Raw genomic sequence first — 21763 nt, 5'->3', positions numbered from 1 at the left:
TTTGCTTTAGTAATCCAGCTTTTGCTCATCAATGTCGAGTACCTCATTTGTTAATTGCTTATAAGCGTTCTCTACCATCACAATGCCTGAATCGACTAAATCACCCACCGCTAATGCTACCCCTCCCAATGACATAATATTGGAAGTTATCCCAAATGTTTTCATGAGTATAAATCCGATCAGGATGGAAAATATAATGCTGAGAATTGCTACCAGGCCTCCTCCCCAATGGAAGAGAAACAACAATACAATGACCGATACCACCACGATTTCTTCCGTAATAGTCTCTCGTAACGTATCAATGGCGGCCAGAATGAGGTTGCTTCTGTCATAGGCCACTTGAAAGGATACTCCTGGTGGAAGCCCTTTTTCCACTTCCTGAAGTCTTGACTTGACCCGTTCAATTACATCTTTGGCATTCTCGCCGTACCGCATTACGACAATGCCACCGACGACTTCTCCCTCGCCATTCTCTTCGATAACTCCAAGCCGGATATCTCCGCCCATTTGCACAGAGGCTACGTCTTTCACTGTGATGGGAATGGATTTATACATTCCCAACCGGATATCTTCAATGTCCTCCATGCTTTTCAGATACCCCAGCCCTTTCACCATATATCCGGCCCGGTTCATTTCAAAAAGACTTCCCCCCACATCCCGGTTATTCCGGGTTATGGCTTGAATGAGGGACATAAAGGAAATATTATAATAGACTAACTTATTAGGGTCTATAGTCACCTGGTATTGCTTCTGGAATCCTCCGAATGAGGCAATTTCTGCTACCCCCGGAACGTTTTGAAGAGCAAATTTGACATACCAATCCTGGACCGCTCGAAGTTCACCCAAATCATAGCCTGGAGCCTTCAGCGTGTACCAGAAGACATGCCCGATCCCCGTGCCATCCGGGCCGAGCGTTGGGGTGATACCGGGAGGCAGTAAGCGAGCAGCATAATTGAGCCTTTCTAATACCCGTGAGCGTGCCCAGTAGATTTCTACATCGTCATTGAAAATGACAAAAACGAAACTCATTCCGAACATGGACGACGCCCTTATATTTTTTATGTTTGGAATACCCTGCAGATTGGCTACCAAAGGATACGTAATCTGGTCTTCCATTATCTGCGGGTTACGCCCCATCCATTCGGTATAAATGATCACCTGATTCTCAGAAAGATCCGGAATGGCATCCACGGGGGTCTCCCAGATAGCATATACACCACCTGACAGGATAGCGATAATCAGTAGCAGCACCATGAACCGATTGTGGATAGACCAGGTAATAATTTTTTCGATCATATCATGAGCACAATTAGGCAATGAAAGCGATAGATATTCACTGACTGGTAGGTTCAATTTTGAAGGTCAGCTCTAATAAACATTAGTCATTATCAATTGAACCTTTTAAGGAAAAAGCTGCATTGATAGCTTTCCTTTGAAATGAAATGGAGAATTTGCCTGCCATGCCATGACGTTGATAAACTATTTGTGTAAGGGCGAATTCTAGAGAGTGCTGAAAATCAAAAAGTGGTGGGTGCAATCGAACCTTAATGGAAATATTCTGCTTTTAGAAATCGCAAACACGGCTTGGGTAGAATTATGCTTCATTTCCCTTCAGACATAATAGGTGTTTCCCAACTTGCCAGCTCATCGGCAAAATCTACCTCCTCTCAAGCCGTCAATACAAGCAACAAAAACATCGGATACACCACGTTGCCGGAAGTCGGTCATTACCGGAAGCCGCACGTGCTGCCCTGCAAAATTTAGTCTCTTTACTTTCTGTCAGGTAGATACCGAGCACTTCTCATTTCCCTTTCAAACTTAAGCCAATGACGCTATACAATACGCGGGAAACTACGCTGCCTTTCAGCTGAATTTTAAACAGAGCCTCCACATTTTAGCTATTAACGATGGCAGCACTTATTTTTCTTGCAAGCGCAGGTGCATTTTACCTTGAGAAGCCGTTATTAAAAAATGCTTCAGTAAAGGAGCAAATACGCATTTCCATCGGTGAGAGACTTCCCCGCGTACAGGGCTTTAATGGTCTGAGACTGAAACTGGTCGAACTTGATCGCCCACGCGGTTAAATTGCTCGGCCATGATACAACTGAATTGGAGTTAAGTTTCTGGTATTTGTTAACTTTTACTCCTGCTGCCGTTTAATGAACAGAATCTATTGCCTCGAAGCTAAAAAATGATGCAGATAGATTTATTATGGCTTTTTGACATGTTGCTCCTGAAAGCAAACCAAGGCACAGGCAGAACCTTTTAAGCTGCTGTGCACATTACCAATTTTCTTTCCTTTAGCGTCGTAAACATCACAGGTTTTTCCATTGTCTTTAATCGTTAACTCAATATCTCCATTGACATTATAGTACGTTTTGCCATCCTTACCCATACGGCCCATTTTTTTGTTGGTTTTGGCATCAATGAGATTGCCCTGGTTGTCGATAAAAGCAATTTTCTGGCCATGACTGTCCTGAATAATTTGGTCCTTCGTCACTTTGCCTATGGTGACTCCTCGTTCGTCTTTAATTTCCCCGTTATGCCCAATATGTTTGTAGTTCTGGCTTTGTGCAGTTGAAGAAATGGAAACGGAAATAAAACCCAAAAGCAGCAGAATAAAAAAAGTGAATGATTTCATAGTTGTATAATGATAAAATTGGTTTCAGATGAAGGTCCTAAAAATCCGTATAGTGAGCACTTCTAGAGAATTAATCCCTGACTTACATACGTTGTTTGGCCTGGTACAAAGGTGTATAGTTTTCTAAATCAATTAGCTGATCCTAATCATACAGAAATATGAGATAGATTTTAGGCATAACCCTATAAAGGTTGTTAGACTGAATAGTTTCAGTACCCTAATATACGACATGAATTAGGCTACTGATACTTCCGGATCCAAATACACATCCTGGATTGCATTCAAAAGCTTCACTCCTTCTTCAAAGGGCCGCTGAAACGCTTTGCGACCCGAAATCAAACCGGTTCCGCCCGCCCGCTTGTTGATGACAGCCGTGCGGATAGCGTCTCTTAGATCCGAGGCCCCGAGGGAGCCTCCTCCGGAATTAATAAGTCCTACGCGGCCCATATAACAATTGGCCACTTGATACCGGCATAGATCAATGGGGTGTTTACTGCTGAGCTGGGTGTAAATCCGCTCATCCAGTTTACCGTAACTACTCCCACCGGTATTGAGAGCTTGAAAGCCTCCGTTGATTTCCGGAAGTTTTTGTTTAATCAGGTCTGCCTGTAGCGTAACGCCAAGATGGTTAGCCTGACCCGTCAAGTCCGCGGCTACATGGTAATCCTCTCCTTTCCCTTTATTAAACGCGTTGTTTCTAAGGTAGCACCATAAGATAGTAGCCATTCCCAGGGTGTGCGCTTCTTCAAACGCCCGGGCAATTTCAACAATCTGCCGACCTGATTCCTCGGAGCCAAAATAGATCGTTGCCCCAATGGCAACTGCCCCCAGATTCCAGGCTTCCTTCACGGATCCGAAAGGGATCTGGTCGTACTTGTTGGGATAGGTTAGCAATTCATTGTGGTTGATTTTAACGATAAAAGGAATTTTGTGTGCATACTTCCGGGCCACAATACCCAGTGCTCCGAATGTGGTGGCGACCGCATTACAGCCGCCCTCCAGCGCCAAACGGATAATATTTTCGGGATCAAAATAGAGGGGGTTTCCGGCAAAAGAAGCCCCGGCACTGTGTTCAACGCCCTGATCAATGGGAAGAATCGACAGATAACCAGTTCCGGACAATTGGCCATGATTGAAGAGGTGACCTAAACTTCGCAGCACTTGAGGAGACCGATCAGACGGTACAAATATCCGGTCAATAAAATCAGGCCCCGGAAGGTGGAGTTGTTCTTTTGAAATGGTTTGGGACACGTGGGTCAACAGGCTTTCGGCCTCTTCGCCCAATAAATTGGTTATTTCTGATGTATTCATGGCTTCGCTAGTTAAAATAGAAAATTCAGCTTGCGGATGGATCGGTTCGATCCATCCTTCGAAACTTATTGAATAACCTCTTTGGTTTCCCCGCAGCTGAGCATTGCTTCCCCAAAATAAGGGTTTCGAATGGTTTTTTGATCACTCAGCCAATAGCCTCCCTTGTTGTTTTGGGCCATGGGGCAGTACTGCCGGTAAGCAGGCTTATCAGTAATGCCAAACGCTTTGACACTACGGTATAACCCATCCTCAAACCCGGCAAAAGCCGTACGCTGTTTTTCCAGATTATTCGTGGTGCGAATAATTTTCAGGGCCGCCTTCATGGTGCTTTCATGTTTCATCCATTCCTGATGCGTCGCGCCGGAAAGTAAATTCATATCAACGCTGGAAATGGCCTTCTCCGCCCCGCCCGCTGCGGTTTGGGCTTGCCGGGCATCCGACCGAATCAAGGCTTCGGTCAGTTTTAGTGAAGCCTCGTACACCAGGGTCAGTTGTTTTTTAAAGGCGTCAGGCGTCTGTTGAACGTTGGGTGAAGCCGCTTGTTCTGCGACAGGAGTTTCTTTCTGATTGGAAGCCGTTTGAACGTCCTCCTCATCGATTTTGGCCGTGATCGGATTAATCCCTTTTTTCAGAATCAGTTCGCTGTAGAGCAGGTACGCTCCCGACATGGCAATCTTTTCGGTACCGATTAAACCCTTCGTGATGGCCACGCGCTGGTCGGTTTCGGTGCCGGTTTCTACCTTACGGGGCCGAAAGGTGCCCGTACCCGTCTGAATGAACACAACCGCTCCGTCGCCCGCCCGTACGACCGCATCCGTCGGCAGAGTCAACCCACGCTGGATACCATGCCGGATGAATACCCGCGCCTGCTGGCCGGGCTGAAATTTACTGCCCGGATTAGCCAAAATCGCCCGCATCGTCAGCACCTGGCTTCCGGTTCGGTATTCCGGATTAATGAACGCAACCCGTGCCGTCAGATTCAGCCTTTCTTCGCTGCCGACCACCTCAACCCCAACCTGATCCCCGACTTTTATATAATTCGATTCGCCGGCGTAGAGATCAGCCTCCACCCAAAGTTGCCCCAGGTTCACCAAACGGTACAGCAAGGCCCCTTCACTCACGTACTGGCCTTCACTGGCCGCTACCTCCGTCACCGTTCCGCCAGCCGGAGCCACGAACGGGATGCGCGGTTGCACCTTTCGGGTGCGGGCCAACTGACGGATTTGATCGGGTGTCATGCCTGAAAGCCGTAGTTTTTGTTCGGCCGCTTTGCGAAACTGTTCATAACGAGGTTCCTTGAGTTCATTTTCCTGCTGAAGAGCCACCAGATATTCCTGCTGGTCGGTCAAGAGTTGTTCGCTATAAATTTCGTAAAGTACCTGCCCTTTGCGAACGAACTGGCCGGATTCCTTGACAACCAACCGCTCGATTCGTCCGGATACGCGACTGCTGATGACCTCAGTTTGCTCCTGATTGGCTGCCAATCGGGCGTTGAGCACCGTTGCGTTGCTAATGCTACCCGCCGAGACCGGTTGTACGGTTACGTGAGCGAGTTGCATTTGACTTTCACTCAGAATAATCGCGACGGCTGAACGGTCAGCCCCTTTTCCACCGGTTTTGGTAACCGGTACTAAATCCATCGCACAGATGGGACACGTTCCCGGGGCACTCTGCATAACCTGCGGGTGCATCGGGCAGGTATATGTGGTTCCACCTTCCTGCTCAGGACCATGAGAATGTCCATCCGATCCACCAACCAGGTGCGGGTGGGTATCGGCCTGAAGTTGAGTTGTATCCTTTGATTTAGTCGCGGTTGATCCGCCCGACTGGCAGGCTGCATTCAGCAGCACCAGCAGAGCGGCTGATCCATATATCCATTGCCTGAGCATAGTTATTCGGTTGAATTAGAAACGTTGATAAAACTTTCACTATCAATCAAAAATTGGGCATTTCGGGCTACCTCCTGATCTTCCCTCAATCCGCCCCTAATGGCAATCCGATGACCAGAAACGCCACCGGTTTGTACACGTACCGGCTTAAAACTTCCATTCTGGCGAATAAATACCACCCGTTCGTTTCCTAAATCCAGCACGGCTGTCGCTGGAAGCCATAGCCCTTCCCGGGCCGGTTGTCGGATAATGGCGCGGGCTAATTGGCCCACGCGCTTATTTTTTCCTCCTGGAAGGTAAGCGCGGATTGTCACGAAGCTTGACGACGCCCCGGTGCCCCCATTCTCAAAAAAAGGCACAATGAAACTCACCCGGGCTGACTGTGAAGGCTGGCCAGCCTGGTCGAAGGACATGGTTAGCGGATCGCCTGGTTTGACCCCGGTCGCATCCCGGGCGTATAGCCGGAATTCTGCCCAAAGTCGGCTGGGGTCTACCACCCGAAATAGGGTTTGACCAGTCTGTACATACTGCCCCTGACGCAACAACAGCGGAGAAACTCGATCATTACCCATGCCAGCTGACGCGGGAGCGGGTTGGGTGAAGGTGATTTCATCCGAACCGCTACTCATGCCATTAGCACTCATACCACCGGCAGCTTCGCCCGGTGGTGTCGATGCGGCTGGTACAGGCGCTGATTCTTCTACCACATACCCGTCGTAGGGACTAAATACCGCCAGCGAATAGCTAGGCTTGCCGGTCCTGATCAAGTCAGCAATCTGGTTATCGGTGACACCGAGCAACCTGAGTTTTTGTTTGGCGGAGCTTATCAAAGGCTGGTTATCTGCGTCGGCACTCACTAGGAAAAGTAGCTCCCTTTGGGCCGTAACGATATCGGGGCTGTAGATTTCCAGCAGCTTCTGCCCTTTTCGAATGGGCTGGTAGTTATAGCGCACGAATAACTTTTCAACCCGACCGCCAAATCGGGTGGGAATGGTAAAAAGTCGCCGGGTATCGTAGGTAACCATGCCGTTAGCCTTCAACTCGACGGTTTCACGGCGTCGTTCGGGATGTACGGTCGATATCGTGGCCACCACAGCGGAGTTCGTGGGCTTGAGCAGGTTTTTTAAGTCCGCATCAATCACTACGCTGTCACCTGCACTGGCTTTCTTTACCAAATCCATTCCACAGATTGGGCAGCTACCGGGCTTGTCCTGGACAATCTGCGGGTGCATCGGGCAGGTGTATTCCTCTTCCACGGACTGATGAGCGTGCCCCTGGTGTGTACCTTCGTTCAATTTGCGGGAATCACCTTCAAGTAATTTCTGCCCGTTCTTCGACTGGCAACCTCCTAACAGCAGCCAGGTCATTAGCAGGAGGGAAATTCCTCTATTTTTCCAATTCACGTTCATAAGCGACAATCATTCGGTAATAGTCTTGCAAGCGATTCAGGTAATCCATTTGGCTCATATTGAGCGTTTCCCAGCCATCGATCACGACCGGTAACTGCTCTTTATTTTGCTCGTACGCAATCATCAGCGTTTGATAATTCTTCTGGAAGGTCGGAATGACCCGCTCCCGGTAATTGTCCAGCTGCTGCTTCATGTTGCGTAACTCCGTCTGCATGGCGGCAACCATGCCCTGCGTTTCATTGAGCATCGCTTCCCGCTCTTTCTGCATAGCCTGGATCTCATACTTCATACCTTTAATCTCTGCTTTGTACATCCGCGAAGACCAGGGAGCGATAGGAATTGTCACCATCCCCATTGCCGTGAACTGATTGGGCATCCCTTTATCGAGGGGAGACATATGGTCGAAACGAATCCGAAATTCGGGTCTGCGCTCCGCTTTCTGGGCTTCGATGCCAAAGTACATGGAACGAATGGTCTGATCCATGCGTCGAATGTCGCTTCGATTGCCGGCAATCAGCGCCGTGTCGATCAAGGTTACCTCCGACAGGGACAGGTCTTTCGGAATGATTAAGGTCGTATCAATCGTAAAAAGCTCCGTTTTGGGTCGGTTCATCAACGTATTCAACCCAATTCGTTTCTGGTCAATCTCCGCTTTAACCATCAACAGCATATTATCCAATTCGTAAAGCCGGGCCTGGGCTTTGTAGATATTTCCCAGGCTACCCTTCGAATAGGGATAGCGGATGTCCGCCAGTTTCTTCATCGTTTGCAAAATTTGCTGATTTTCGATCAGGACCGCCTGCTTCTGCTCGCCTACCAGCCATTCGTAGTAAAGTTGCTTGGCCTGCGCCCGTAGCTGATTGAAACTAACCGCCCTCCCGGCTTCTTCGACGGAGGCCCGGGAGCGTTGATAAGCTACCTGTGCCCGTTGTTTGGCCTGATTGGGAACGGCCTGTTCGCCGGAAATCATTACCGAACCTTTGTCGCGTTCTTCCATGATATAGCTTCGTGGGTAGGCCATCATGAATGTTCCGGCGCCCACCATCGGGGCCATCCAGCTCCTGGCGCCCTCCGCCGTCGCCCGCAGGGAAGCCGCGCGATTCCCATATGTTTGGAGTTGGGGATTGCCGGCGTCAATGACCGCCAGAATGCTATCGAGCCGTAGAACCGGGCCGCGATCATTCGGGTTACGATTTGCTGGGCTGGAAAGGATGGCTGGTTCGGCAACCGTATTGCCTGGAGCGGTTTGTGCAAACCCGGTCAGGCAAAGGAGATAGGTTAAACCCAGAAAATAGGGGGATTTAATGCGTAACATCGGATACGTCCAGTTTACCGTATTTTTTTAATTCATACTCCTTGGTCATCAAAAAGATGAGTGGAGTTACCAGCAGAATATGCGTCGAGGAAGTTAAAACACCACCAATCATCGGCAGGACGATGGGTAGCATCACATCGCTGCCTACGCCTGACGCCCACAGAACGGGCACGAGGCCAAACAGGGCCACCGAAACCGTCATGATTTTGGGCCGCAACCGTTTGGCAGCCCCATCGATGACGGACTCTTTTAAATCTTGCGGGCTTATGGTTTCTCTGGAATTGCCTTTCCGCTCGACCAGTTTTCGCATGGCATCATTGAGATAGATGACCATCACCACCCCCGTCTCCACGGCGATGCCGAACAGGGCAATAAAGCCAACGGCCACCGCTACCGATAGATTGACCCCGTAGAAGTAAACCATGTAGGCACCACCGATTAAGGCAAAGGGAATGGTGATCAGACTTAAAAATGCTTCCCGGGCCGAATGAAAAGCCAAATAGAGCGACAGAAAAATAATGACCAGCACAATCGGTGCGATCAGCAGCAGGGTTTGCTTACCCCGAATCAGGTTTTCGTACTGCCCACTCCATTCCAGAAAGTAACCACCCGGCAGTTTAAGCTCCCCATTTACTTTGGCGATGGCTTCCTCAACCGTGCTGCCTAAGTCGCGGTCGCGCACGTTGAACATCACCGCCCCACGCAACAGAGCATTATCCGAGGTAATCATCGGGGGGCCATCCTCAAATTTCAAGGTTGCTACTGCGGATAGCGGAATGGTCCCGAAAGCGGCTGTCGCAATGGGGATGCGCCGAAGGCGCTCCACGCTGTTTCGGTAATCCTGCGCCAGTCGGACGTTAATGGCAAACCGCCGACGCCCTTCGATGGTCTGACCGATCGGCGAGCCGCCAATGGCCGATTCAACTACCCCATTGACATCATCGACGCTCAGTCCGTAGCGCCCCAAGGCATCGCGATTGATGTCCACCGTTAAGTATTTGCCGCCCGTGACGGGTTCTACGTACAGGTCTTTTACCCCCGCTATGCCTTCGAGAGCGGCTTTGACCTGTTCAGACACCGCATAAATGCTATCCAGCGATTGACCGTGAACCTTGATTCCCACGTCCGTGCGAATACCGGTGGACAGCATGTTGATGCGGTTAATAATGGGTTGCGTCCAACCGTTGATTACACCCGGAATTTGTAGCTTGGCGTCTAATTCGTTGATAATCGCTTTCTTGGTAATGCCTTCCCGCCACTCCGACTTGGGTTTGAGCATGATAATGGTCTCAATCATGCTAATGGGGGAGTTGTCGGTTGCGGTTGAAGCCCGACCGGCCTTGCCCAGAACTTTGTCCACCTCCGGCACCGACTTAATGATCTTGTCCTGAACCTGCAAAATTCGCTTGGCTTCGGCGTTGGAAATGTCCGGTAGCGTGACGGGCATAAACAGGATGCTTTGTTCATCAAGGGGGGGCATAAACTCCGACCCTAAACTCAGCAGCATGGGGATACTGATGGCCAGAGCCAGCAGATTAATGGCCAGGGTGGTTTTTCGCCAGCGCAACACGCCCCGGATGAGGGGCTCATAGACCCGCTCCAGGAAGCGGTTAATGGGATTGGCGTGATCGTCCTTGAAGCGACCTTTCAAAAACAGGGACAGCATCACGGGGGCCAGCGTGACGACGAGGACCGCATCCACTAGCAAGATAAACGTTTTAGTCCAGGCCAGCGGGTGAAACAGCTTGCCTTCCTGCCCGGTAAGAAGAAACACGGGCAGAAACGACGTGATGATGATAATGGTCGAGTAGAACACCCCTCGGGAGACTTGAATACTGGATTTTTCAATAATCGCCAGCCGCTCTTCTTCGGGAACTTCGATGTAGTTCTTGGGTCCAAATCCGAACCCGCGTTTTATTTTCGTCCACATAATTACGGTTGCGTTTGGGGATGGGGAGTAGACTCCGGTTTATTTTCATTCGTTTTCTCGTACGCCCCCACCTTCCTGCTTTCCGCCGTCAGTTCAGCCTGGCGGACGGCCAGGTTTTTATAGGCGTTTTCAGCCATGATAATCCCGTTGTCGACAATGACCCCGATGGCCAGGGCAATTCCCGTTAGGGACATGATGTTGGACGAAATATCGAAGGCGTTCAGCAGAATAAAACTGGTAGCGATGGTGATCGGAATCTGAACAATGATGCTGATGGCACTCCGCCAGTGCAATAGAAAAAGAATCACCACCAGCGAGACGACAATCATTTCCTCCATGAGGGTGTGCTGAATGCTACTGACCGACTCCTGAATCAGCCCGCTACGGTCATAGACGATATTAAACTTGACGCCCTGGGGTAATCCCCTGGCAACTTCCTCCATCTTCTTTTTAACATTGCCGATGACCTCGTCAGCGTTTTCTCCGTAGCGCATCACCACGATACCGCCTACCGCTTCGCCAGCTCCATTCAAATCGAAGATGCCCAGCCGGGTAGCTCCCGTCATCTGAACTGTAGCCACATCGGCTACGCGAATCGGAACCGTGTTTAGGGTTTTGATCGGAATATTTTGAATCTGCTCGACTGAGCCTAAATACCCCGTCGTCTTGATGATGTAGCCAATGCCGCTTAATTCAAATTTACGCCCTCCGGCTTCATTATTATTGGTGCGGATCGCCGTTATCACCTGGGGTACAGACAGACCATAGTACGTTAATTTGTTCGGATCAACAGTGACCTGGTATTGTTTCTGAAAGCCGCCAAATGAGGCAATTTCAGCTACTCCCGGTACGTTTTGCAAGCCGAAAGCAACGTACCAGTCCTGGATGGCCCGCTGCTCGCCCAGGTCCATACCCGGTGCGTCAAGGGTGTACCATAGGATGTGACCGACGCCGGTACCGTCGGGTCCAAGTGTCGGTGAGACTCCGCCTGGCAAGAGCCTGGATGCATAGTTAAGCCGCTCCAGGACCCGCTCCCGGGCCCAATAAACGTCGGTGTCGTCATTAAAGATGACATAGACGAAACTCATGCCAAACATGGACGTGCCACGTACGTATTTTACCTGCGGGAGGCCCTGTAAGTTCGTTACCAGCGGGTAGGTAATCTGATCTTCGATCAGTTGAGGGCTGCGCCCCATCCACTCGGTAAAGACGATGACCTGATTTTCGGAAAGGTCAGGGATGGCGTCTATTTTACTAGTTTTTACGGAGTAAATGCCCCATCCAAATAGCCCACCGGCAATCAGTAGCACGACAAAGCGGTTTCTTAGCGAGAACCGGATCAGTTGCTCAATCATAAAAAGAATACGTTATTGCAAAATAGATAGCGCTGAACCTACCAATTGGTAGATATCATTGAGTTACGCGCTTTTGTTTTAGGGGAATAACCGAAAGACCACAAGGTCAATGGTATGTAGTTGCCTGGCTTATAGTCTGAACGTTTCGACAAGCAGGAGAATATCCCGGACGGGAGATGTAGGAAGGTAAGAAAAACTACGCCGGGTTGCCAAATCCGACTGGGCCAGCAAATAGCAATACAGCAGCGCAAAGTTAGGTCGAGGTTTTAAAACGGGTTGATGATCCGCTGGTGGGGCAACGACCTGAATTGTGCTCAGAAGAAGTGCGGGACGCTCAATTGAGGAAAGACAGGTCATATCCTGGCACTCCGACACGGGTACCTCGCAGCAGGGACAGGCTGACGCTTGCATAGCCACACAGGCCGGTGCTGCTACTAGACCGGTGCTTACCGTCACGAGCCAGAGAATCCAACTCAATAAGGATATGTGTTTGAGTGATCGCATACGTAACTATTCTTCTACTAGGCAAAAATAGGGCTTTGCGGATTTATGCGTGTTACAAAATTAAGTGTCGGTCTTACAAAATTTCGAAATATATCCTTGCATCAGAGCTGATTCTGAAGTGGTTGGACGATTACATCCGGTGTAAGTGGAAATCCGCGGCATAGTAATACTTGGCCAGCCCCTATTTCGTCCACCGTTAAACTATGATTTCGTTCCATGTCTACTTTTCCCCGGAGTAACTGAGCCCGACAACTACCGCACTGCGCTTCCCGACACAAATAAGGTAGTTTTAGATCAGCGGCCAAGGCCGCATCCAGAATACTTTGACCGCTGGGAACCGTGAAGGATTGAGTAAGACCGTTGTGAAGGACCTGAACGGTTTGCGTTGGAAGGTTAGAATAATCGCGTTGGGGATTCATTTCTTGAGCAGGTACGAAAAATTGCTCTTTAAAGCGTTGGTTGGCTGGGATATTCAGGGATTCGAGTGCTTGTTCGATGAGTTGCATAAATCCAAAGGGCCCGCACATATAAAATTCGGTTGGCAAGGGAATCAGAGTCTGGAGCCGGGCAATAAATTTCTTAACCAATAGGCGACTGAGGCTTCCTTTAAAATAGACCCGTTTAAGTTCCGTATCGGATAAATCCGAGTATTGATCGAGGGCGTGATAGACCGAAAACCGATCTGGATGGGCAATCTGCAACTTGTTTAATTCTTCCCGGAATACGACGCTTTCCCAGGATCGATTCGCATAAATTAAAGAAATAACGGAATTGGTCTCGGCATACAGTATCGACCGGATCATCGAATACAATGGGGTAATGCCGCTACCTCCAGCGAATAGAACCAAATGACGCTGGTTAACCGGGTCAGGAACCGTATAAAACTGGCCTAGAGGTCCCTCGATGGTCAACGGCATTTCCGGTTTGGCGTAATCAACCAGGTAATTCGACAGAACTCCATCGGGGATACGTTTCACGGTGATGGCTAATTCGGAATCCATTACAGGAGATGTACTCAATGAGTACGTCCTTGTAATGGGTTTTTGGCCCACAATCGCCGTCACGGCCAGGTGTTGACCTGGATAATAGGTAAACCCATTTTCCGGGGTATCAAAATAAAGCGTTACTGAATCAGTCGTAGGGTGTACGACTCGTTTAATGGAAAGGCTCGTTTTCATGGTATTCTTTAGACAACCGCACAAAACTAGAGGTCGGCAGTAGCCAGTCCGTTACAAAATTGCCGGGAAGCTTTGTAGTTTTTTGTTAAAGGGGCTCAACCGGGTAAGGCCCGTTGGTAACCTCGAATTCTTCTATTTATTTAGGCTTTAAATCGTATTAGCTATGAGAACCCTGTTTCGTTTTTGCTTTTTCTTCCTTTTTCTACTGTCTTTTTGGGCGGCTAAACCGATTGAAACGGATCAGACGCTGGCCGCCGGGAAAATGCCCGTTATTATCGCAGACCGAAAGGGGGCCATTCACCTGGTATTTGGTCGGAATGATACGGTATTTTATGCTTCGTCAGTGGACAAGGGTAAATCATTCTCCCGGCCCGTACCGGTTGCCCATCTCCCCAAATTGGTCTTGGGCGCTACCCGTGGCCCCCAAATTGCGGTCACTGATAAAACGGTACTCATTACGGCGATGAACCAGACTGGAAATGTCATGGCCTATTCCATGACTCGCGCCAGCCGCAAGTGGTCACCAGCGGTCCAGATCAACGACCAGCCGGAAATTGCCAAAGAGGGTTTTCATGCGATCGCCGGATCGGACGATGGGCCCTTTTATGCGGTCTGGCTTGATCTTCGGGGGGATAATCATAATAAAATTGTGGGTTCCCGCTCAACGGACGGGGGGCGTACGTGGACAGCAAACCAAGTGATTTACCAGTCGCCCGACCAAACCGTGTGCGAATGCTGCCGGGTGTCGGTGGCTGCGAAGGGTAATCATGTATACGTCATGTTTCGAAATTCGGTCAATGGCTCGCGGGACCTGTATATAGCTGGATCAAAAGATGGAGGCAAGAAATTCCTGCCGTCGCAAAAACTTGGGACGGGAACGTGGAAGCTGAAAGCTTGTCCCATGGATGGTGGAGGAATAGCCCTAACCAAGGACGGCCAGCCTATTACGGTATGGAGACGTGAAAGTTCGCTGTATCAGTGTCGGCCTGGTGAATCCGAGCTATTGCTGGGTCAGGGAAAGAATGTGGCCATAGCGGCTGTAGCCGATCATTGGGCAACCACCTGGCAAAAAGATGGGGTTATTTTTATTCAGCCGGTCAATCAAAAGCCGATTGAGGTAGGGAAAGGGCAGACACCCAGTATCGCCTTCGCGGGCTCCGTTATGGTTTGTACCTGGGAAAGTGAAAAGCAGGTTAAAGTAGCTTCGATTGCTTTGTAGGTTCTCGGTTTTTACCGGATCGTACATACGCGTATAAACGACAAAGACGGTTCCAAGGGCCGTCTTTGTCGTTTAAATTGGTGTGGGATTGTTACCGGTCAGTTCAGTTGTTCCGCTTTATAACCGGCGTTCTCTACGGCTTTTTTAACCTGTTCCGCCGAAATTCCTTCGGCCACAACGGTTAATACCTTATCGGGACTCTCCGTATCGACTTCCCAATTTTCTGCCCCAACCGCTTCATTGAGGAATGGTGTTGCTTTGGCAATGCAACCACTACACTTGATATTGGTTTTGAATTTTACCGCTTCCATAATGGACATTTTTTAATAAAACAAATTACTGATGCAAAGGTCGTCGTAGAACGTAAAGGGGATGTTACAAAATTCCGGAACCGATTTGTAACATTGTTGAAACCTGCCTCACGTGTTGTGTAAATTATCGAATGTCTGCACTATTAGAATGGTTTTATTTAAAAAGTGAAATGAAGGATCGAGAAAATTACCGGGTAGATAGTGCTTGAATTGCTTTTACCTCCTGCCTTAATCGTTGACGGTCCTGGTGAAGGGCTCTGAAGTGAGTAACCGGTAGCCCTGTTTCCCTGATCAAATGGCCGGCCATTTGTTGGACCGACTCGTAACCCATTCGTTCGGCTAGAAAAGGGAGAGGCCAGTCGGTATAAACCAGGAGTTCTTTTACTTTATCTACGCGCTGAAGGTTAAGGTATTTTTCAAAGCTCACGCCTTCTACGATTAGAAATAGGGCGTCTAATTGGTTTGCGGATGTTCCTAATTCAGTGGAACACAATTTCAACTCATTCCAGGCGATAGGTTGTTGTATTAATTTGTCCAACTCCAGCTCAATCCAGGATTGCGTCCGATATATAAGAATTTGGGAAGCTTCGTCCAGCCGAGTCATATTCAAAGCATGTAATGCTTCGTCCAGTAAGTATTTGGCATTAATTTGGGATAATCCGGAAAGGGTAAGCCAATTACCATGGCTGGTTTTAATTTGAATTCCTATTGTAGCTAATTTATGCTGTAGAATTTCTTGTCTGCCGGACCCTTTCAGTCCTTTAATGGCAATGGTCTGCACATCTTCCATGTTTAATCAATCTTACTTGTAGAGAACGGACAAATCTCGCTTAGAATTGAAGGATTTCTATTACAAAATTGGCGTACAATTTTACAGAATTGTTGGTCCGAAACCCCTTGATGCCATTGACCAATGTTAAGACCCAAGTTCGTCGAGTTGGTTTAAAAAATAGGACAGGGCGGAACAGGGGCAAACTTGCTGGAAGGGAAAATTGAAGAAAGAAGCGAGTAAGGGGAATTTTAGAGTAAGGATCAGTTCGTGCCGTAAACAGTCCAATATGCTGGTAAAAATAAGTATTTATAGGAATTAACTTGAGTTAGATAAGCGATTTAAATCCAATCAAGAGGGTTACGATCTGAAGAACTGCGATTCCGATAGGCAGCTGGAGTGAGACCTGTAATTTGCTTAAATTGGTTTGTCAAGTAAGCCACACTGCTATATCCCAATCGAATGGCAATTTCATGGATCGATAGTTCACGGTAACTGAGGAGTTCCTTAGCTTTTTCGACTCGTTGGAAAATCCAGTATTTTTCAATCGTCACATGTTCCGATGTGGAAAAGAGGTGGCTCAGGTGGGCGTAATCCATTCCCATATGTAGTGCTAAATAGTCGGATAAGGTGGTCTTCAATTGCATGATGCGGCCACTTTGAATCAGCTCGATGATGAGCGTTTTAAGTTGATTAACCAGGCGTGTATTGCGATCAGTTAATAACTCGAAGCCTTGCTCTTCCAAGGCATTGGCTATGGCCAGCAAATCAATGTGAGGGGCTTCCACCGTTACTTTACCTAACTCGATACGATGAACCTGGTATCCCTGCTTTTCCAGGTCTTGCCGTACTGCCCGAATGCAACGGTCACAGACCATATTTTTGATAAACAGATCTTGTATCGCCATTTCGATGATTATTAATTTGGTTAAAATATGGAGAGTGGCATGCACCACTCTCCATTCTAGACTTAAATTTCGTCTGTCACTTTCCCACACTTGAGCATTTTGCTTCCATAATACGGGTTAGCGACTTCTTTTTTGTCGCTCAGCCAGGAAGCATCTTTCATGGGGCAAAATTGAACATAGGCTTTACCGGGCTTGGTAGATTTAGCCAAAACGATCATATTTTTCGATAACGTTTCGAACTGTTCCCGTTGGACTTCTATTTCACTTGTTTTGCTGATGCTTGCAGCACTCGCTTTCGCGGCAGTCAGCGCTTTCTGATCCGTTGCTGAGAGGGCACTGGCTGCTACTTTATTAAAAGCGGAAACCAGTTCTTCGGCTTTGGCTTTCGCTTTATCCCCATCGGTTGCCACCAAGGCATCTTTAACACTTAAATAAGCTATCAAGGCAGGTTTTGTGGCTTGAGCAGAAGCTGCCTGACCGAATAAACTCAGGCCTATGGCCGCAATTATCATTCGCATCGTTTTCATGTTATAAATTGGAGTTTGAAGGTAATTTATTGATTGTCAGTTTAATGTTTGGAAATCGGGACATTGTCCTGCCTTTACTGTTTTTTCTCCCACTCAGCGATGAATTGGTTATTGATGATTACATAATCGATTATTTTTTCAGCCTTTGCCATTTCTGCGGATTGCTTAGCCGCAACAACGGCAGCTTTGTAGTCGCCATGCCGAGCGAGAAGCTTCGCTTGCAAGTGCAGATAATTAAATGCAGGCTTCAATTGAACCGCTTTAGTTGCCCAGGATAGCGCCTGTTTCGTGTCCTTCTCATTATCGAAGTAATAGAGTGCCGCTTGATAGTAAAGCCCAGGGCGATCTTCCTTTTTTACATTTATACGGTCTAGAATCTCGGCAGTGATACGACGGTCGGCGGTACTTTCCAAGGGGATTGCCAAGGAAGTATTTGCCCAGTGCAGATAAATACAGCCGTTGTTGCGGGTCAGATCCTGGACTTCGATGGTGAAAGACTCATAAAACCGCGTTGAAGGTTGGGGTTTTACCCGGAGTCGGAGTAAATCGTTCTTTTCACTATACCCTTCAGTACCATGCCCTTCTACAAAAGTGTTGAGAATAACGGTCCAATGCTGATCTTCTGGGATTGTAAAAAGGGAGTATGCTCCTTTAGGGACCCAAGTCCCCGCCACGCGCATTGAGTCTGAAAAGGTAATAATTGTAGCATCAGAGGCACCGGTGCGCCATAACTTTCCGAAAGGAACCAGGCCACCGAAAATGATCCGTCCTTTTACTCCCGGCCGGGAGTAACGAAGGGTGACATCCGTAAAGCCGATTTTTTGATGAATAGTCGTGGAAGGGCTTGGTTCTGGAAGATTCAACTGAGCCCGAATGGCGCTGGAGACTAAAGACAAAAGTCCAACTGCTATGAGAGTTCGTGTGTTCTTTTTTAATTGATTCATGAATAAGATTTTAATTTTTTAGTACAATTCCGTTTGGTTTTTTACCGACAACAATATCTTTGATCTTGGAGCGAGTTTTTGTGTCAATAATGGAAACTGAACCTGCTCCCTGATTGGTCACATAAGCCAACGATCCATCCTTTGTAAAGGCAATGGCATGAGCATCAAGGCCTGTAACTATTTCACCCGCTTTCATCCAGACATCGTTCATGCGGTGAAAAACCACTACTTTATTGCCGCTTGCCGCCTGACTAACCCATAATTCATTCAAAACCGGATTAAAGGCCGCATAGCCCGGTATAAATCCAAGAGAGATGGTTTCTGTAACCGCAAGTGTACCAACATCGATGATGGATATACTCTGGCCCTTTTCATTATCGACGTACATTTTTCCATCGGCACCCGGCCAGGCGCCAACCGGATCTTCACCAACCGGAATCGTTTTTACTACGGTTTTAGTAGCTACCCGGATGACCGTAATGCTGTTGCTATGACCATTGGCTACAAAAGCATATTGCCCATTGGATGAGAAGGTCACTTCCGCCGGTTCTTCGCCAACCGGAATGCTTTGTTTTAAGGAGAGCGTCGTCGCATCGTACACCAACGCTTTCCCGGCTTCATCCATCTCAACAGTCCATAATTCGGTGCCGTCTGGAGAGAAAGCAGCATTGTGATTCATTGCGGGAGTCTCCTGGTTGGCCAGCAATTTACCGGTGCGGCTGTCCAGAAGGACAACGCGGCCTTTCATGCCAGCCATGCTGCCACTGTGCCCTCCACTTAAGTCTGTTCCTGGTACGCCGAGGCTGAGCCGGGTACCATCCGGAGAAAGATAAATGTGATGCGGCCACATAATTTGATCAGTCGTGCCGCCCATCGAATGACCGCCCATGGAAGCATCTCCCAGAGAAATAGTTTCCTTTAGCTGTTGGGTAGTAAGATCGATAATGGAAACGGAGTTACTCTCTCCATTGACGACATAGGCCGCTGGGTAATTAATGTTTAATTGTGGGGTTGTGTCTTGCATTCTCCAACAGCCTGATAAAATCAGGAGGGGTATAGCCAGCAAGAAACGCGAAGCGATTTTCATAGCCAGGGTTAATTTCGAAATTATGAAGAGATAGAATAAACTTGTGCCTTATTACCTATATCCATATAGGTACGGATAGTAGCTAAGGTTCTTTGCCACAACGGAACGTGCCAGAAACAAAAAGTAAGGCATGCAGGCGGGGAGCCTACAACGAGTGAAGGTGGCTTAAATTAGCCAAATACAGTAGTTAGTCAATCGAAAGCGTACAGAGCGGGATGGAGGATCATCAGCCCTATAAAGCGTCGGATGGTACGATTCGATTGGCAATAGGGTAGTCAGCCAATGAAATAACCCAAAATGCTCTGCCCAGTCAGTAACAGGCGGATTCAGGTCAGTCGCTTTAATTGAAAACTGGCTTTTGGGTTCCAATCGCTCGAACCGCTCAGCATCTTTGCAACAGGGTGATTTATAGATGATAGGCCCGGTTTCATTAGAAGCAAATTTTGGTTTATCCGGGCACTGCTTTTTGCACTCTTTCTTAGTGAACAGCAATTCCATCGACTTTCCCCTCATCTTACACCAATGCTCCGCGACGATATGCCCGCTGCTGCCGATCAGCACAAAGGCTGCCAGCCACAAGCAGATAAGTCGGTGATACCAGGTCAGTTTCATGAGGAGAGTCTTACGGGTACAAACTTAGGGGGTCTAGTCAATAAATCAGTTACAGGATTTAGGCAGGAATTTACAAAATTTATAGATTGAGGGAAATAACCGAATTCTTTCGCAAAGTTGTAGGATAATCACGGAATAGTAGAAACTAATATGTTCATTATCAGTATAAATAAACTTGGCCGGCGCAAGTGGCCAAGTTTAAATAGAATAATTGTAGGGACGCGCTTTCTCCTTGCAGTCAGCATCCCCGAAATTCAAACTAAAATTTTCTTCGACAAATAGACGATACACTTTCCTTCGGAGCTTATGTGAAAGTTAGAACTAAAACTGAGTTCGTTGTCTTTCCCATTTTCCTCCAAATACTCTTCGACTGCACACCAAACTTCCTCATCGATTGATACCTCTTCTACTAAGAGGAATCCGTGGGCTAAAACTCTTCTTTGGGGATCGAGATTGGTAATAATTGCCATTGGTAAGGGGAGTAAAAAGTTGAAAACATATTAACAGGTCAAGCGGTCTAAAACTTCTTGTAAAATCCGGGCAAACTCCTTGTCATTTGGCGTTGTAAATAAGTTGAAATGATCGCCTGGTACTTCATAAATAGTTACCCCTTTTAACGCAAATGGCTTCCAGCCAAGAAACTCGAAATCATCTAGATAATAACTTCGTTTTTTGGCACGAAATAACATAACAGTGATTTGCTGAGGGATTAATAAAATGCATCCCGTGGCGGATATACCCGAACTGTGTCAGCTTCCCCTTTACTATCGGCGATTTTGGTTTACAGTCGCTCTTCTACTAGTAAAGCTCAGTCTTCGGAAACACTACCATTCAAGTAAACCAAAAAAATTCAATCAAGCGCCTTCAAAGGCCTCTTCTTCATATCACGTTTTCACAATGGTCGTTGCTATAACAGTAAATGAACATTTCAAAAATCCATAAACTAAAATGTTTCACCTTGCCGGGTCGCCCCGATAAACCTTCACGACCGGGCAAGGTGAAACATTTTAGTTCTTTGGTGACTTTTAACTCGCGAATACTTTTTAAATTCAAACAGGATTCTCTTATAAAACCCCTTCCATCTTCAACTTTTTGGTGTTATTTCCCGGGTTTAAATCAATCAGCAGGTGATTCGGATCAAGGCCGGCACGCCCGGGCTTTTCTGGAACCGTGAGAATGATGGTCTGCTTACCCGTGCCAATGCGATGCTTTCGAAGGTAGAGCACTTTTTCCGATGGCTGGTCTTTGGCAGTCGGTGCGTAGACGCCAATTTCTATCCAATCCTTCATTAGAACGTTGGTCTCCATGCCGATGCTGTCGACGGTCATCTTCCGGGCTTCCAGTTCCAGGATTACTTGCCAGGTGCCCTCCTTGAGTTGTTTCGCGGTGGCTCGTTGGGTCTCCAGTTCCCAAAAGGTGTTTGCCGCAAAGAGATCATGGACCATAACGTGCAGCGAGTCGGGCGTCACCGTCTGCAACTCCCGGTAGAAATCGAGCGTCGTTGGCAAGGGAGGATTTGGTGTATAATCGCGAAGCATCCGCCGAAGCGCATCATTGACCCGATCCTTTCCAATGTACTTTCTCAGGACGTACAGCGCGAAGGGTCCCTTGCGGTAATTCATGAACTGGTTGTTGGCGCGCAGCAGGGGTGGAGCTGCCCGGGAGCGCGGCACTTCATACTCCAGTCGCATCTGGGATAAATACCGCAGCAGGTGCTCATAACCCAGTGTTTCCTCCACCACCTGCATTGCCGAATACGTCGCCAGGCTTTCAACGAGTACACCGGCGCCTTCGACCGCTGCGGGTGAAAGAAAAAGGCCCCACCACTGGTGCGCCACTTCGTGGGCCATGATG

The 21763-nt window shown here is 48.1% G+C and carries 20 protein-coding genes and 1 pseudogene; 2 read left to right on the top strand and 19 right to left on the bottom strand.

The genetic code is table 11. The features are described from left to right. Positions 1 to 6: 6 nt before the first annotated feature. Positions 7 to 1296, bottom strand: coding sequence for an efflux RND transporter permease subunit (locus tag FH871_RS34040; RefSeq protein WP_138995087.1), 1290 nt, complete (start codon positions 1294 to 1296; stop codon positions 7 to 9). Between the two features lie 611 nt (positions 1297 to 1907). Between FH871_RS34040 and FH871_RS33325 the strand changes: the two genes are divergently transcribed. Further along, entirely contained in the window at positions 1908 to 2084 is a 177-nt protein-coding gene (locus tag FH871_RS33325; protein WP_171063005.1) for a hypothetical protein, read from the top strand. 125 nt (positions 2085 to 2209) lie between these two features. Here FH871_RS33325 and FH871_RS30330 read toward each other — a convergent pair whose 3' ends face one another. From FH871_RS30330 to FH871_RS30295, 8 genes are all read right to left on the bottom strand, one after another. Beyond that, the gene (locus tag FH871_RS30330) at positions 2210 to 2641 is read right to left on the bottom strand and encodes a 5-fold beta-flower protein (protein WP_138995086.1); all 432 of its coding nucleotides are present in this window, start codon (positions 2639 to 2641) and stop codon (positions 2210 to 2212) included. Positions 2642 to 2875: 234 nt separating this feature from the next. Continuing rightward, entirely contained in the window at positions 2876 to 3952 is a 1077-nt protein-coding gene (locus FH871_RS30325; protein ID WP_138995085.1) for a class I fructose-bisphosphate aldolase, read from the bottom strand. Between the two features lie 65 nt (positions 3953 to 4017). Next, positions 4018 to 5841, bottom strand: coding sequence for an efflux RND transporter periplasmic adaptor subunit (locus FH871_RS30320; protein ID WP_138995084.1), 1824 nt, complete (start codon positions 5839 to 5841; stop codon positions 4018 to 4020). A gap of 2 nt (positions 5842 to 5843) precedes the next feature. Beyond that, on the bottom strand, positions 5844 to 7208 hold the full coding sequence (locus FH871_RS30315; protein ID WP_229317722.1) for an efflux RND transporter periplasmic adaptor subunit: 1365 nt from the start codon (positions 7206 to 7208) through the stop codon (positions 5844 to 5846). Positions 7209 to 7227: 19 nt separating this feature from the next. Continuing rightward, positions 7228 to 8565, bottom strand: coding sequence for a TolC family protein (locus tag FH871_RS30310; protein ID WP_114408591.1), 1338 nt, complete (start codon positions 8563 to 8565; stop codon positions 7228 to 7230). Then, positions 8552 to 10495 (bottom strand): efflux RND transporter permease subunit, encoded by a 1944-nt coding sequence (locus FH871_RS30305; RefSeq protein WP_114408592.1) that lies wholly within the window; start codon positions 10493 to 10495, stop codon positions 8552 to 8554. The genes FH871_RS30310 and FH871_RS30305 overlap by 14 nt, the downstream gene beginning before the upstream one ends. A 2-nt stretch (positions 10496 to 10497) precedes the next feature. Continuing rightward, on the bottom strand, positions 10498 to 11850 hold the full coding sequence (locus tag FH871_RS30300) for an efflux RND transporter permease subunit (RefSeq protein ID WP_229312286.1): 1353 nt from the start codon (positions 11848 to 11850) through the stop codon (positions 10498 to 10500). 605 nt (positions 11851 to 12455) lie between these two features. Next, the gene (locus FH871_RS30295; RefSeq protein ID WP_114408593.1) at positions 12456 to 13532 is read right to left on the bottom strand and encodes a ferredoxin--NADP reductase; all 1077 of its coding nucleotides are present in this window, start codon (positions 13530 to 13532) and stop codon (positions 12456 to 12458) included. Positions 13533 to 13695: 163 nt separating this feature from the next. On the opposite strand from FH871_RS30295, the gene FH871_RS30290 reads away from it, so the two are divergent. Next, positions 13696 to 14751, top strand: coding sequence for a sialidase family protein (locus FH871_RS30290; RefSeq protein WP_229312287.1), 1056 nt, complete (start codon positions 13696 to 13698; stop codon positions 14749 to 14751). A gap of 98 nt (positions 14752 to 14849) precedes the next feature. On the opposite strand, the gene FH871_RS30285 is transcribed toward FH871_RS30290, so the two are convergent. From FH871_RS30285 to FH871_RS30240, 10 genes and pseudogenes are all read right to left on the bottom strand, one after another. Continuing rightward, positions 14850 to 15062: a heavy-metal-associated domain-containing protein gene (locus FH871_RS30285; RefSeq protein ID WP_114408594.1), complete on the bottom strand. Its 213-nt coding sequence runs from the start codon at positions 15060 to 15062 to the stop codon at positions 14850 to 14852. 187 nt (positions 15063 to 15249) lie between these two features. After that, positions 15250 to 15852: an AraC family transcriptional regulator gene (locus FH871_RS30280; RefSeq protein WP_114408595.1), complete on the bottom strand. Its 603-nt coding sequence runs from the start codon at positions 15850 to 15852 to the stop codon at positions 15250 to 15252. A 320-nt stretch (positions 15853 to 16172) separates the two neighbouring features. After that, positions 16173 to 16739, bottom strand: coding sequence for an AraC family transcriptional regulator (locus FH871_RS30275; protein WP_114408596.1), 567 nt, complete (start codon positions 16737 to 16739; stop codon positions 16173 to 16175). 62 nt (positions 16740 to 16801) lie between these two features. Continuing rightward, complete coding sequence (locus FH871_RS30270) at positions 16802 to 17266, bottom strand: DUF3347 domain-containing protein (RefSeq protein ID WP_114408597.1); 465 nt, start codon at positions 17264 to 17266, stop codon at positions 16802 to 16804. 74 nt (positions 17267 to 17340) lie between these two features. Further along, on the bottom strand, positions 17341 to 18210 hold the full coding sequence (locus FH871_RS30265) for a DUF2911 domain-containing protein (RefSeq protein WP_114408598.1): 870 nt from the start codon (positions 18208 to 18210) through the stop codon (positions 17341 to 17343). A 10-nt stretch (positions 18211 to 18220) separates the two neighbouring features. Further along, positions 18221 to 19297, bottom strand: a complete 1077-nt coding sequence (locus FH871_RS30260; protein ID WP_114408599.1) for a YncE family protein — start codon at positions 19295 to 19297, stop codon at positions 18221 to 18223. A 165-nt stretch (positions 19298 to 19462) separates the two neighbouring features. Beyond that, positions 19463 to 19909: a hypothetical protein gene (locus FH871_RS30255; protein WP_133299932.1), complete on the bottom strand. Its 447-nt coding sequence runs from the start codon at positions 19907 to 19909 to the stop codon at positions 19463 to 19465. 254 nt (positions 19910 to 20163) lie between these two features. Beyond that, positions 20164 to 20379, bottom strand: a complete 216-nt coding sequence (locus FH871_RS30250) for a hypothetical protein (RefSeq protein ID WP_114408601.1) — start codon at positions 20377 to 20379, stop codon at positions 20164 to 20166. Between the two features lie 30 nt (positions 20380 to 20409). Then, complete coding sequence (locus FH871_RS30245) at positions 20410 to 20598, bottom strand: hypothetical protein (RefSeq protein ID WP_133299933.1); 189 nt, start codon at positions 20596 to 20598, stop codon at positions 20410 to 20412. Between the two features lie 375 nt (positions 20599 to 20973). After that, positions 20974 to 21763: pseudogene (locus FH871_RS30240) on the bottom strand (hypothetical protein); the annotation flags it as partial.

The organism is Larkinella sp. C7, assembly GCF_006149005.1.
Lineage (GTDB): Bacteria > Bacteroidota > Bacteroidia > Cytophagales > Spirosomataceae > Larkinella.
Note: the sequence above shows the minus strand (reverse complement) of the source record. Positions and strands in the feature narration are given on the sequence as shown.

Coding starts and splice junctions, on each gene's coding strand:
- FH871_RS34040 (WP_138995087.1), bottom strand. CDS start 1,296: ATGATCGAAAAAATTATTACCTGGTCTATCCACAATCGGTTCATGGTG.
- FH871_RS30320 (WP_138995084.1), bottom strand. CDS start 5,841: ATGCTCAGGCAATGGATATATGGATCAGCCGCTCTGCTGGTGCTGCTG.
- FH871_RS30330 (WP_138995086.1), bottom strand. CDS start 2,641: ATGAAATCATTCACTTTTTTTATTCTGCTGCTTTTGGGTTTTATTTCC.
- FH871_RS30295 (WP_114408593.1), bottom strand. CDS start 13,532: ATGAAAACGAGCCTTTCCATTAAACGAGTCGTACACCCTACGACTGAT.
- FH871_RS30325 (WP_138995085.1), bottom strand. CDS start 3,952: ATGAATACATCAGAAATAACCAATTTATTGGGCGAAGAGGCCGAAAGC.
- FH871_RS33325 (WP_171063005.1), top strand. CDS start 1,908: ATGGCAGCACTTATTTTTCTTGCAAGCGCAGGTGCATTTTACCTTGAG.
- FH871_RS30260 (WP_114408599.1), bottom strand. CDS start 19,297: ATGAAAATCGCTTCGCGTTTCTTGCTGGCTATACCCCTCCTGATTTTA.
- FH871_RS30275 (WP_114408596.1), bottom strand. CDS start 16,739: ATGGCGATACAAGATCTGTTTATCAAAAATATGGTCTGTGACCGTTGC.
- FH871_RS30280 (WP_114408595.1), bottom strand. CDS start 15,852: ATGGAAGATGTGCAGACCATTGCCATTAAAGGACTGAAAGGGTCCGGC.
- FH871_RS30300 (WP_229312286.1), bottom strand. CDS start 11,850: ATGATTGAGCAACTGATCCGGTTCTCGCTAAGAAACCGCTTTGTCGTG.
- FH871_RS30270 (WP_114408597.1), bottom strand. CDS start 17,266: ATGAAAACGATGCGAATGATAATTGCGGCCATAGGCCTGAGTTTATTC.
- FH871_RS30250 (WP_114408601.1), bottom strand. CDS start 20,379: ATGGCAATTATTACCAATCTCGATCCCCAAAGAAGAGTTTTAGCCCAC.
- FH871_RS30290 (WP_229312287.1), top strand. CDS start 13,696: ATGAGAACCCTGTTTCGTTTTTGCTTTTTCTTCCTTTTTCTACTGTCT.
- FH871_RS30265 (WP_114408598.1), bottom strand. CDS start 18,210: ATGAATCAATTAAAAAAGAACACACGAACTCTCATAGCAGTTGGACTT.
- FH871_RS30310 (WP_114408591.1), bottom strand. CDS start 8,565: ATGTTACGCATTAAATCCCCCTATTTTCTGGGTTTAACCTATCTCCTT.
- FH871_RS30315 (WP_229317722.1), bottom strand. CDS start 7,208: ATGACCTGGCTGCTGTTAGGAGGTTGCCAGTCGAAGAACGGGCAGAAA.
- FH871_RS30245 (WP_133299933.1), bottom strand. CDS start 20,598: ATGTTATTTCGTGCCAAAAAACGAAGTTATTATCTAGATGATTTCGAG.
- FH871_RS30305 (WP_114408592.1), bottom strand. CDS start 10,495: ATGTGGACGAAAATAAAACGCGGGTTCGGATTTGGACCCAAGAACTAC.
- FH871_RS30285 (WP_114408594.1), bottom strand. CDS start 15,062: ATGGAAGCGGTAAAATTCAAAACCAATATCAAGTGTAGTGGTTGCATT.
- FH871_RS30255 (WP_133299932.1), bottom strand. CDS start 19,909: ATGAAACTGACCTGGTATCACCGACTTATCTGCTTGTGGCTGGCAGCC.